The organism is Franconibacter sp. IITDAS19 (assembly GCF_023079515.1).
Lineage (GTDB): Bacteria > Pseudomonadota > Gammaproteobacteria > Enterobacterales > Enterobacteriaceae > Franconibacter > Franconibacter pulveris.
Map to the genome: position 1 here is coordinate 135,289 of NZ_JALJCP010000004.1, position 12,523 is coordinate 147,811.

Below are 12,523 nucleotides of genomic sequence, written 5' to 3' on the forward strand. Positions count from 1 at the left end.
AGGTAAAAGGTGGCGAAAGCTCCAAAACGCGCGTTTGTGTGTAATGAGTGTGGTGCGGACTATCCGCGCTGGCAGGGACAGTGCAGCGCCTGTCATGCCTGGAATACCATCACGGAAGTGCGTATCGCCGCCTCGCCGCAAGCGGCGCGCAATGAACGGCTGGCAGGCTATGCGGGCAGCGCGGGCTCGGCCAAAGTCCAGAAGCTCTCTGAAATCAGCCTGGAGGCGCTGCCGCGCTTCTCCACTGGCTTTAAAGAGTTCGACCGTGTACTTGGCGGCGGCGTCGTGCCCGGCAGCGCCATTCTTATTGGCGGCAACCCCGGCGCGGGTAAATCTACGCTGCTGCTGCAAACGCTGTGCAAGCTCGCTGAGCAGATGAAAACGCTGTATGTGACTGGCGAAGAGTCGCTCCAGCAGGTGGCGATGCGCGCCCACCGTCTGGGCCTGCCGACCACTAACCTGAATATGCTTTCTGAGACGAGCATCGAAACCATCTGCCAGATTGCGGAAGAAGAGCAGCCGAAGCTGATGGTTATCGACTCCATTCAGGTGATGCACATGGCGGACATTCAGTCGTCGCCGGGCAGCGTTGCCCAGGTGCGCGAAACCGCAGCCTACCTGACGCGCTTTGCGAAAACGCGCGGCGTGGCGATTGTTATGGTCGGCCACGTTACCAAAGATGGTTCGCTGGCGGGTCCGAAAGTGCTGGAGCACTGTATCGACTGTTCAGTGCTGCTGGATGGCGACGCCGACTCCCGCTTTCGCACCCTGCGCAGCCATAAAAACCGCTTCGGCGCGGTGAACGAGCTTGGTGTATTCGCCATGACCGAGCAGGGGCTGCGCGAAGTGAGCAACCCTTCCGCCATCTTCTTAAGCCGCGGCGATGAAGTGACGTCCGGCAGCTCCGTGATGGTGGTATGGGAAGGCACGCGCCCGCTGCTGGTTGAAATTCAGGCGCTGGTGGATCACTCAATGATGGGTAACCCGCGTCGTGTGGCGGTGGGGCTTGAGCAAAACCGTCTGGCTATCCTGCTTGCCGTGCTGCACCGCCACGGCGGTTTGCAGATGGCGGACCAGGATGTGTTCGTCAACGTGGTGGGCGGCGTAAAAGTCACCGAGACCAGCGCCGACCTGGCGTTGCTGCTGGCGATGGTATCAAGCCTGCGCGACCGTCCGCTGCCGCAGGACCTGGTGGTCTTCGGTGAAGTGGGGCTGGCGGGCGAAATTCGCCCGGTGCCGAGCGGCCAGGAACGCATCTCCGAGGCGGCGAAGCACGGCTTTCGTCGCGCCATTGTGCCCGCGGCCAACGTGCCGAAAAAAGTGCCGGAAGGGATGAAAATCTTTGGCGTGAAAAAACTGTCGGATGCATTAGCCGTCTTCGACGACCTATAATCCATAAGCTCATGTTTTGGCGGGTGGCATGCTGCTGACCCGCCTTACTGCGTTCTGTATATTCAGCCATTATTTTCCGGCACGACCATTCAGCAGGAGGCTCTTGTGTCATCATTCGACTATCTTAAAACCGCGATCCGTCAAAAGGGCTGCACCTTGCAGGAAGTCGCGGAAGCTTGCGGCATGACCAAGGGTTATTTAAGCCAGCTCCTGAACGCCAAAATCAAAAGCCCCAGCGCCCAGAAGCTTGAGGCGCTGCATCGCTTTCTCGGGCTGGAATTTCCCCGCCTGCAAAAAAGCGTCGGTGTGGTCTTCGGTAAGTTTTACCCGCTGCATACCGGCCATATTTATCTTATCCAGCGCGCCTGTAGCCAGGTGGATGAGCTGCACATCATTATGGGCTTTGACGAAAAACGCGACCGTCAGCTGTTCGAAGAGAGCGCCATGTCGCAACAGCCCACCGTGCCTGACCGCCTGCGCTGGCTGTTGCAAACCTTCAAGTATCAAAAGAATATTCGCATTCACGCCTTTAACGAAGAGGACATGGAGCCGTACCCACACGGCTGGGATGTCTGGAGCAACGGCATTAAGGCGTTTCTTGAAGAAAAGGGCATCCATCCCGACCGGGTTTACACCTCAGAAGAGGCGGATGCGCCGCAGTATCGCGAGCACCTTGGCATTGAGACGGTGCTTATCGACCCGAAACGCACGTTTATGAACATCAGCGGCGCGCAGATCCGCGAAAACCCGTTCCGCTACTGGGAATACATTCCTACCGAGGTAAAACCTTTCTTCGTGCGCACGGTGGCGATACTGGGCGGGGAATCAAGCGGCAAATCGACGCTGGTGAATAAGCTCGCCAATATTTTCAACACCACCAGCGCCTGGGAGTATGGCCGCGATTATGTCTTTTCGCATTTGGGCGGCGACGAGATGGCGCTGCAATATTCCGATTACGATAAAATCGCCCTCGGCCACGCGCAGTACATTGATTTTGCAGTGAAATACGCCAACAAGGTGGCGTTTGTCGACACGGATTTCGTCACCACGCAGGCGTTCTGTAAGAAATATGAGGGGAGGGAGCACCCCTTTGTGCAGGCGCTGATAGACGAGTACCGCTTCGACCTGGTTATCCTGCTGGAAAACAACACGCCCTGGGTGGCCGATGGGTTAAGAAGCCTTGGCAGTTCGGTAGACCGTAAGGAGTTTCAAACCATGCTGGTGTCGATGCTGGAAGCGAACAATGTCGATTTTGTGCATGTTGAAGAAGCGGATTATGACGCCCGTTTTCTGCGCTGCGTCGAACTCGTTAAGCAACTCATGGGCGAGCAAGTATAGCGGCGCTTTACGCCGTCCGGCTTTTCTGTGGCGGGTAAGCGAAGCATCACCCGCCATCTGAAAATAGAGCCCGCCCTTTAAACAGGGCGGGCTCTTATTTTTGAACCTTAAAACGCCACCACGACCTTGCCGCGCATATGGCCTTCGAGCACTTTCGCATGCGCTTCAGCGATGCTTTCCACGCTAAGCCCGTGCAGCGTTTCGCTCAGCGCGCTTTCCACCACACCCTCATCCACAAGCTTCGCGACGTTATCTAAAATCTCGCCCTGGCGCGCCATATCGGCGGTCTGGTACATGCTGCGGGTATACATAAACTCCCAGTGCAGCGCTGCGGATTTCGATTTTAGCGCATCCTGATTTAACGGATGTTTGTTTTCAACAATGGTGCAGATATGGCCCTGCGGCGCGATCAGCTGGCTTACTGCCTCCCAGTGGCCGTCAGTATCGTTGAGGATAAAGATATAATCGACGAACTTAATCTCATGTTTCGCCAGCTCGCCCGGCAGATCGTGATAGTTCACTACCAGATCGGCGCCGCGGTCGCGACACCACTGCGCGGAATCTTCGCGTGAGGCGGTGGCGATGATTTTTACTTTGCTGTGGTGACGGGCAAAGGGAATGGCGAGCGAACCCACGCCGCCTGCGCCGCCGATAATCAGCAGCGTTTTATCCTCCGCCGCGTCCTGAATATTCAGGCGTTCAAACAATCCTTCCCAGGCTGTCAGCGCGGTTAAAGGGATGGATGCGGCAGCCGCCCAGTCCAGCGTGCCCGGTTTATGCCCCACGATGCGAGCGTCAATCAGCTGATGCGTCGTATTGCTGCCGGGGCGCGTAATATCGCCTGCGTAATAGACTTCGTCGCCGGTTTTGAAACCGTTCACTTTGCTGCCCACGGCTTTCACAACGCCGCTGGCATCCCACCCCAGCACGCGCGGCTCCTGCAGGCCATTTTTTTGCAGACCGGCGTGAACCTTCGTATCCACCGGGTTGATGGATACCGCTTTTACTTCAACCAGCAGATCGTAGTCGCCAGGTTGCGGCATCCCGGAGGTGATTTCAATAAAGCTGTTCGGATCCTGCGGGTTAACGGCAATGGATTTAACGGACATAAGGAACTCCTCATAGAGACGGTGAAGTACGTGACTTGATGAATGTAGACTACGCGCCGACGATGCGGGTGATAAGATGGACAATCCCGAACGAAGTGTTCATACAGGATGAACAATCATGTTTAAACAGCTGCAGGATATGGCCCTGTTTGCCCTGGTGGCGGAAACCGGCAGTTTTACCGCAGCGGCTGCCAAAGCGGGGCTGCCTAAGTCGAGCGTCAGCCAGCGCATCAGTCAGCTTGAAAGCCAGATAGGGCTGCGGCTGCTCAACCGAACCACCCGCAAGCTCAACCTGACTTTCGCGGGCGAGCATTATCTGGTGCACTGTCGTGAGATGCTGGCGGCAAGCGAACGGGCGGAACTGGCGGTGCAGCGCCTGCGCGATAACCCAAGCGGCAGGCTGCGCATCACTTGTCCGGCGGGAATTGGCGCTACGCTGCTGGCGCACATGAACGCGCAGTTTCAGGCCCGCTATCCTGATGTTTCGCTGGACGTGTGCGTTTCGGATGACGTGCTGGATCTGGTGGAAGAGGGGTTCGATGTGGCCTTACGGACCGGTAAGCCGCAGGACTCCTCGCTAGTGGGGCGGATGATTGGCCACTGCCCGCGCTATCTGCTCGCCTCGCCCGATTATCTGGCTCGCTACGCGCCGATTACCCACCCGAGCCAGTTGGTTGAACACCGCTGCATTGTGCATAAAGCCTGGTCGCAATGGCTGTTTCAGCGAGAAAACGAAGACTATCTTTGCCTGCTGAACCCCGCTCACCAGACCGATAACCTGCTTTATGCCCGCGGCAGCGCCATTGCCGGAGCGGGCATAACGTTACTTCCCGCTTTCTTACTGGAAGATAACCTTGAGAAGGGGCTGCTGGCGCCTGTACTGCCGCAGTGGCAGGTCGCGGGCAACGATCTCTGGCTTATCTATCCAGGGCGTAAGCTCAATTCGCCGGCATTAATGCGTTATATAGATTTTGTCCTGCGCTCCGATGAAGTAAGGCATTTTTATATGGAAATAAATAGTTAATTTTAATAGGGGATAGAAAAAGGCAGATCCTGATAAATTAATACGCCATGGCTTGGCGTATATATTTTTTTGCCAGGGTTATATTCTGCTTTGTTTATTATTAATCATTCAGGTGAATAAGACTCTTCTTAGTTATTGCCTGAATAAAGGATTAGCGTTATCTTTTTGCCCGCATAGTGGAAATGAGTATTGCCTGAATCAATATAATCCCATGGATTATATTTTTTATTTATGAATGTTGCGCAATGCAGCATAACTCCTCAGGCGCAGTTTTACTCCTCTTAACGAAAAATTGACTTAATTCATTGCCTGCAGGCGGTGGCGGATGCGTCATTGCCTGTGCGGTAGCCTGCGCGGCCCTTCTTAAATACGGATTATGTTTATGATAAGAAAAGGATTTCACATTCAGAAATCAACAGTGATTGCGCTATTTTTGCGTGAGATTAAAACCCGTTTTGGTAAATACCGACTCGGCTACTGTTGGGCATTGCTGGAGCCCGTCCTGCATTTGTTCGTACTATGGGTTGTTTTTGACTATGTGATGCAACGGGCAATGTCCGATATTTCTTTCCCCGTTTTCTTGCTTAACGGACTCATTCCCTATTTCTTGTTCAGCAACATCGCCACGCGGTCCATTAATGCTTTTGAGGCAAACCAGGGGTTATTCAACTATCGCCCGGTAAAGCCTGTCGATACTGTTATTGCACGCGCTGTTCTGGAAACATTTATTTATACCATGGTGTATTTTCTGTTAATGGCGTTGTTGCTGCTGAATGGGGAAGTTATTGATAAAATTAATCTTATTGAGCTTTGCACCGTAGGATTCCTGCTGGTTGTCTTCTCTTTCGGCCTGGGGTTAATCGTCATGGTCGTGGGTAATGCTTTTCCAGAAATGGAAAAATTTCTTCCTGTTATTATCAAGCCGCTTTATTTCATCTCCTGCATTATGTTTCCGCTGAATGCGGTGCCTGAAGAGTATTGGGGCTGGCTTCTCTGGAACCCGTTGCTTCATGTGGTGGAGCTTGCCCGCGAGTCGCTGGCTATTAACTACCAGAGCGAGGGCGCAAGCCTCGCTTATCTCGCTTTTAGCACGCTGATTGTGCTGTTTGTTGGACTACTGCTTTACCGCAGCCGTGAAGAGGCGATGTTGACCTCATGATTAAAATTGAAAACCTTACCAAGTCTTATCGCGTGCCGAACGGCAGGCACTATGTATTTAAAGATCTCAACCTTGAACTGCCCGCCGGGAAAAGTGTGGCGCTGATTGGCCGCAATGGGGCAGGTAAATCCACTTTATTGCGCATGATAGGCGGTATTGATAAGCCTGACTGTGGGCGCATTGTTTCCCAACGCTCAATCTCCTGGCCGGTGGGGCTTTCCGGCGGTTTTCAGGGAAGCCTGACAGGGCGGGAGAACGTAAAATTTGTGGCTCGCCTCTACGCCAGTAAAGCGGAGCTGAAAGAGAAGGTGGCTTTTGTCGAGGAGTTTGCTGAGCTTGGCAACTACTTTGATATGCCTATTAAGACCTACTCGTCCGGCATGCGTTCCCGGCTCAGTTTTGGGCTGAGCATGGCGTTTAAATTTGACTATTATCTGGTTGATGAAGTGACGTCTGTGGGGGATGCGAGGTTTAAAGCGAAGTGCCAGCAAATTTTTGAAGAACGGCATAAAGATTCTTCATTTTTGATGGTTTCTCATAGTATGGAAACGCTAAAAAGTTATTGCGATATTGCTTTATATATAACAAGAGAAGCGAAAGTAACTATTTATAATGACGTACAAGAAGCGATAGACGCATATTTAGTTAACGAAAAAATTATAGCCATCAATGGATGATGCGTGCTGATTGTAGTTGTTACTTAAAAAGTTAAGGAGATAACATATGAAACGGATTCAAAAACTATTTAAGCATCCATCTTTATTTTTTAGAGATTATTTCAACAAACGATACCCAGTAGTCAGGAACGAGATTAAATGCCCTGAAGAGGAAGAGTATATTCTTATAAAAAATGACTTAATGCTTGAATCATTAATGTCGAATGATTTTCCTATAGATGTGGTTTTTACTTGGGTTGATAACACAGACCCGGTCTGGCAGTCAAAGTTTGAAAAATTCAAGAAAATTACTTATCTTGCCGAAGGAAATTATTCGCAGGATGAGTCACGTTTTAAAAATCACGATGAAATTTATTATGCCTTAAAAAGCATAGTAAAGAATTTACCTTGGGTTAATAACATTTATATAGTTACTGATGCACAACAGCCTCGTTGGATTAATGAATTTAGCAACATAACTATAATTGATCATAAAGATATTATTCCGCAAAATTATCTGCCCACGTTCAACTCACATGTGATAGAGGCTTTTTTACATAAAATCCCTTCACTAAGTGAAAATTTTATTTATTTCAATGATGATGTGTTTGTGGCAAGGCCTTTGCCAGCAGGGCATTTCTTTAAAAGTAATGGAATAGCTTCGCTCTTTATATCATTAAAAAATATTAACCAAATGGTCAAGCAGGGGGTTCAAACGCCGACGCTAAGTGCCTCTTTGCGTAGTATTGACCTGCTGGAAAGAGATTTTCAGTCGACTGTAAACAACCCATTAGTTCATACTTACGTTCCTCTTAAAAAGAGCATGTATGAACAGGTATGGAAAACATATAGTGAGGAGATTGAGATTTTTTAAAAAATAAGTTTAGAAATAATAATGACCTCAATCTTGCTACTTTTCTGGTGCCATGGTTTACTTATTTTAAAGGCCTGGCCGTACAATCTCGTGACATATGCTATTATTTTAATATCCGCTCTCCTGCAGCTCGGGGAGTGTATAGTGCGTTATCACAAGAAAAAAAACGACGCTTTTATCCTCATTCTATTTGTGCTAATGATTTCAATTCAAAGAATACTGCACTTAAAGATTATGATTTCCTGTTAAAGAAAAATCTAAACGATTTAATTGAGTAAGCTAACATGAATGTTGATAAGATAGTAAACGGAACGAACTATCTAATTTCGGTTATTATACCTATTTATAATACAGAGAAATATCTTGCCGAGTGTATTGATTCTGTCCTTGCGCAAAATATTAAAGGAATAAATGCCGTCAATGTTATAGAGATCATATTAGTAAATGACGGTTCGCGTGATTCCAGTGGTAAAATTATTAATGAATATGCTAATAACTATGCAAATATTATAGCTATTCACCAAGAAAATGCTGGCCAGTCCGTAGCCCGCAATAATGGTATTGAAGTGGCCAGGGGGGAGTATATCTATTTCCTGGATTCAGATGATCTTTTACCCCCTGGTGCGCTATCCTCGCTTTATAAGCTTTCAATAAATACGGGCTCGGATGTTGTTATAACACATTGCAAAGCCTTTAACAGTCGAAGAAGTTGGTTTATTGATGATCATGCCGAGGTTGCTAGTTCATGTTTTAGGCAGGTCAAATTTTCTCATCGTTCAATATTGATGAATACACCCGGGCCTGTAGCGAAATTATACAAAAAAAGCTTGCTTTTAAAACACCATGTTAGATTTCCTTTAGGTATTAAAATTGGTGAAGATTGGATCTTTGTCTTAAATGCCATGTTTCATGCTAACCATATTTCTTCTTCACCTGATATAACCTACTTGTATCGTGCTCGTGAAGATGAGGATAACCCTTCCTGCACACAAGTAGTTAACGAGAAAGTATTCTATGATTTTATAGAAGTATATAAACTTACTTACCAATTTAAATTGCCAGAGAGACAAACCAGGCTAGCAAAGTTATTTGTAATTAAAGGAATACTTTACCGTCTTGAAAAATATTCACAAGAAAAATCTTTCGCCGACTGTAAAAAAATATACAAAGCGCTAGGCGTCTTTTTTAGAGAGCACATTGGCTTAGATATTATTAATATTTTTACCTCTCAGCGCCGTTTAGTGATGAATTTGATATATTATTCATTTTATTCGGAAACGCATCGAGTGTTCAATAAGCAGCTTAAAAGAAGTTGCTTAAGGAAAGGTATTGCTCTAAATAATGAGTTTATCGTTCATGACTATGTTGCGCTTAGAAAAAATAATAGATTAAGGAAGATTAATTACTATAAGAGAAAGGCTTTAAAACCATTTAATCTATCCAAATGGGTAATAAAGTATAAGATTTCTCAATTTTTAAGTAAATTTATAAAGACCGAAAATGTCGTTCTTGTTGGAGAGAGATTAGGCCAAACAGCTAATGATACGAGTTATTTTCTCTTTAAAAAAGCATGCCAAACTAAAACAAAAAATAATTTTTATTATGTGATAAATAAAAAAGCGACCACTACAAGTAATTTGGCTGGCTTGCCTAATGTATTACATTATGGTTCTTTAAAGCATTTTATTTATTTTAACAAAGCATCTACTTACGTATATAGCGATAGCTTAAGGGATGTTTTTCATCATTGGTCAGACGTACATAAAGAGCATTCCCATAAAAAGAAAATATTTTTACAGCACGGTATATTCGCTACCAGTAGAGCTAAAGGCTATTATGATCGTAACTCAATGTTACGCAGACATGAGCTGCCAGATAAGTTTGTGGTAAGTTCAACTTATGAAGAGAAGTTATTGCAACGGCAATTTGGTTTCTTGAAAAATGAAATCGCTGTAACCGGGTTGACCAGATTTGATTATCTTCCTAAAAATAATGATAAAAAACATCGCAGCATACTTTTTATGCCAACATGGCGTGAATGGCTGACAAATACTAATGATGATGCTTTCATTAAATCCGAGTTTTACAAAAAACTCACAGAGCTTTTTTTGTCGAAAGATATAAATGAATTACTTGCCAAATATAACTATAAGATGAATATTTGCATTCATCACCAACTTAAAAAACATATTGATAATTTCAAAAGAAACTTTTCTAATATTGAATTTTTGTGTATTCAGGAAATCAATGTTCAGGAACTAATTATTGCTTGCGATCTGATGATTACGGACTATTCCTCTGCTTCTTTCGATGTGCTATATCAGAAAAAACCAGTGATATATTATCAATTCGATTCTGCTCGTTTTTTTGCTACTCGTGGTGGGCCATTGATTTGTCCATTAACTGAGTTTCCCGGGCCTGTGACAAAGACGTTAGATTCTTTAATAGATGAGTTGAAAAATCTTCTTGATAATAATTGTCAACCCTCTTCTCGATATGTTAAAGCTGCAAACAAATTCTTTTCCTATAGGGATAATAATAATAGCAGGAGAGTTCTCCAGTTAATTGAAGGTGAGAAATGAACAAAACATTATTAATAGGCAATGAAAATGAAGCGGTTAAAGAATTTATCGCAAGCCGGGGCTATGGAGTTGACTACTCGTTTTCTGCTGACATTTTACACCTTTTATTTCAACTACCTAAGGTGAGCAATGTCTTCATTGAAAATACTCAAACAGTGCGTGATTTTTGTGAAATTGCTAATGGTATTACTAATATTAATTCGGTTATTATAAGTATTGAACTTGCTACGTCATTGCCCTTAAATGTACGAAGAAATCTGGCAACTTTCTTAACGGTGTTTCCTGAATATACATCAATATATGTTGTGGCAAATGACTCAAGTTATGATGTTAGTGCTCTGGATTTTATAACGCGAAAATTTTACGTTATTGATATTTCAAGTCCAGGAGCAATGAGTCTTTTAGGCAAAGAAGAGCATCTTCATAAACATGAGGTCGTGATTCTTGGCAGCTGTGTTGCACGAGATTCAATGGAAATAAATAATGTCGTGTCGCCTTTGAAGCTAAATGTCATTGAGTATATTGGTCGAAATAGCATCGCAGCATTTGGGTCGAAGAAAGTAATATATCCTGAGGGAACCGCATCATTACCCAGCAATTTTTTGACTAAATGCATTACTTATGACCTCGAGAAAAAGACAGTTGAACATATTGCAAATTCATTAGCCCGGAATAGATTGTTATTATTGGATTTTATGGATGAGCGTTTTGATTTGGTCGAAGTGAAAGGTTCATTAATAACTAATTCCTGGGACTATCGCGAGACGACACTCTGTAAAAAGCATGTCATACCTGATACAGTTCACAAGTTCTACTCCCAGTTTAAGCTTGAATTATGGAAAGATAACTTCTCGGAATTTATTAATAAAGTGAGCAAGTCGTGTCTCCGTAAAAATATAATTATATTTTTACCGGCAATGACAAGAATATACTATCGCGAGAGCGACATCGTGACCTTTGATGAATCAAGGTACAAGATTAATGAATACAACGAAATGCTGCAATTGTTTAAAGCCTTTCTTGTAGATGCCCATCCAGATATAAAAATTATAGAGCCCTTGCCCTGGATGATGTTTTGTGATTATCGACATAAATGGGGGGGGCATCCTTATCATTATAATAATTATCTGTATATGTATTTCAGTCGTCAGATCAAAAACCATACTCCAGGTTAATCTCTGTAAACTACTTTGAAAACAATTTATAATTTTTGCTATAAAAAACCGCATTTATCTGTGTGCTTGTTTTCAAATAAGCGTGAAACTTGCAAAACAGTTCGCCGTCGGGTTTGAAGTCTGACGTCCAGAACGCGTCCAGGTGCCCCTGAAAGGTTAAGCCGTCTATGTTATACATTGCGCGGCCCATGACCTTCAGGGGTTTTTTATGTACCAACGCAGAGATACCCGCAGTACTGTTAATAGTCACTACGGCTCTGGCATGATGCAATAACTGCGGCATCGGTAGGTCGTGTACGTAAATTACCTTATCACTAACGCCGTAAATATCACTGAGCCGTTTAATTAACGGGCCATACATGCGGTGTCCACGATCCATCGGGTGATGCTTGATCACAAGGTGTTCGCGCAGCGGCGCGTTTTTGGCAAAAGAAGCGATAACCTCTTCAATATACTCCCTTACATCGCCATAGTTACTGTGTTGGCTTACCTGGCTGTCGTTATAAACCTGCAGGATTGCCAGATAATAATGCTGACTAAGTTCGTTACCCAATCTCTTCAATATTTTACTTTCCAGCAGCCTGTACCACTGTTTCCGCCAGCCGGCACGCCACCAGCAACGCGCTTCGTACCAGGGAGAAAAACATTTGTGGTGCCGGTAATGGGGAAAATCATCACGATGATAGCTGCCCATCAGATAATAAACGGCCGCATGCCAGCAACGCCGGAAAGCGGAGGCTTTGATCTCTTCAGCCTGCAAGGGGGGAAGATCGTGCAGATTGCGATAAAACGCGGCATCCCGAGGTAATGAAGACCAGGCGTTAACGCCATTTTCTTCAAGCGTGATGTAATGTGGTCTGAGATAGCCCTCTTCAAACACCAGAAAACGTACCCCATTTGCCTGCGACCACTGCCTGGCGGCCTGATGCAGCGGGCGGCAATCGCCAAAGCAAATCACGGTATCAAAACGATATCCCTGCCAGGTTTCTTCCAGCCATTGCGGAAACTCTGCCGCTGTCTTTCGCCAGGCGTAAGCTTTTACTTTGCGGCAATAAAACTTATCGCCGCCGTTGAAAACAACGTTTACCGCCTGGCGCCCCTGCCTTTCCAGCCACCGGGCAAGCTCGCTGAAGAAAGGCCCCATAGGTCCCTGCAGCAGTAAATAACGTTGTCCTGCAAGCAGGGTTTTCATGGCGTTGCTGTTCATGCTGGCG

Annotated in this window: 10 protein-coding genes; 8 read left to right on the forward strand and 2 right to left on the reverse strand. The window is 45.8% G+C overall.

The features are described 5' to 3' along the window. Nucleotides 1–9 precede the first annotated feature (9 nt). Nucleotides 10–1,392 carry a DNA repair protein RadA gene (radA, locus tag MT962_RS13425; RefSeq protein ID WP_024556408.1) on the forward strand — a complete coding sequence of 461 codons (1,383 nt, stop codon included), beginning with the start codon at nucleotides 10–12 and terminating at the stop codon, nucleotides 1,390–1,392. A 105-nt stretch (nucleotides 1,393–1,497) separates the two neighbouring features. Beyond that, on the forward strand, nucleotides 1,498–2,730 hold the full coding sequence (gene nadR, locus MT962_RS13430) for a multifunctional transcriptional regulator/nicotinamide-nucleotide adenylyltransferase/ribosylnicotinamide kinase NadR (protein ID WP_024556407.1): 1,233 nt from the start codon (nucleotides 1,498–1,500) through the stop codon (nucleotides 2,728–2,730). 107 nt (nucleotides 2,731–2,837) lie between these two features. Here nadR and MT962_RS13435 read toward each other — a convergent pair whose 3' ends face one another. After that, a complete protein-coding gene (locus tag MT962_RS13435; RefSeq protein ID WP_247365844.1) occupies nucleotides 2,838–3,839 on the reverse strand; it encodes a zinc-binding alcohol dehydrogenase family protein in 1,002 nt (333 codons plus the stop codon). Nucleotides 3,840–3,957: 118 nt separating this feature from the next. On the opposite strand from MT962_RS13435, the gene MT962_RS13440 reads away from it, so the two are divergent. The 6 genes from MT962_RS13440 (at nucleotide 3,958) to MT962_RS13465 (ending at nucleotide 11,309) form a co-directional block, all read left to right on the forward strand. Next, nucleotides 3,958–4,863 (forward strand): LysR family transcriptional regulator, encoded by a 906-nt coding sequence (locus MT962_RS13440; RefSeq protein WP_247365846.1) that lies wholly within the window; start codon nucleotides 3,958–3,960, stop codon nucleotides 4,861–4,863. 382 nt (nucleotides 4,864–5,245) lie between these two features. After that, nucleotides 5,246–6,022 (forward strand): ABC transporter permease, encoded by a 777-nt coding sequence (locus tag MT962_RS13445; RefSeq protein WP_247365848.1) that lies wholly within the window; start codon nucleotides 5,246–5,248, stop codon nucleotides 6,020–6,022. Next, nucleotides 6,019–6,699: an ABC transporter ATP-binding protein gene (locus tag MT962_RS13450; protein WP_024556403.1), complete on the forward strand. Its 681-nt coding sequence runs from the start codon at nucleotides 6,019–6,021 to the stop codon at nucleotides 6,697–6,699. Before MT962_RS13445 ends, MT962_RS13450 begins: the two co-directional genes overlap by 4 nt. Nucleotides 6,700–6,745: 46 nt before the next feature. Further along, nucleotides 6,746–7,552 (forward strand): stealth family protein, encoded by an 807-nt coding sequence (locus MT962_RS13455; RefSeq protein WP_247365850.1) that lies wholly within the window; start codon nucleotides 6,746–6,748, stop codon nucleotides 7,550–7,552. A 284-nt stretch (nucleotides 7,553–7,836) separates the two neighbouring features. Beyond that, on the forward strand, nucleotides 7,837–10,134 hold the full coding sequence (locus MT962_RS13460; RefSeq protein ID WP_247365851.1) for a CDP-glycerol glycerophosphotransferase family protein: 2,298 nt from the start codon (nucleotides 7,837–7,839) through the stop codon (nucleotides 10,132–10,134). After that, nucleotides 10,131–11,309: a DUF6270 domain-containing protein gene (locus MT962_RS13465; RefSeq protein ID WP_247365852.1), complete on the forward strand. Its 1,179-nt coding sequence runs from the start codon at nucleotides 10,131–10,133 to the stop codon at nucleotides 11,307–11,309. The genes MT962_RS13460 and MT962_RS13465 overlap by 4 nt, the downstream gene beginning before the upstream one ends. A 10-nt stretch (nucleotides 11,310–11,319) precedes the next feature. On the opposite strand, the gene MT962_RS13470 is transcribed toward MT962_RS13465, so the two are convergent. After that, entirely contained in the window at nucleotides 11,320–12,516 is a 1,197-nt protein-coding gene (locus MT962_RS13470; RefSeq protein ID WP_247365853.1) for a capsular biosynthesis protein, read from the reverse strand. Nucleotides 12,517–12,523 lie beyond the last annotated feature (7 nt).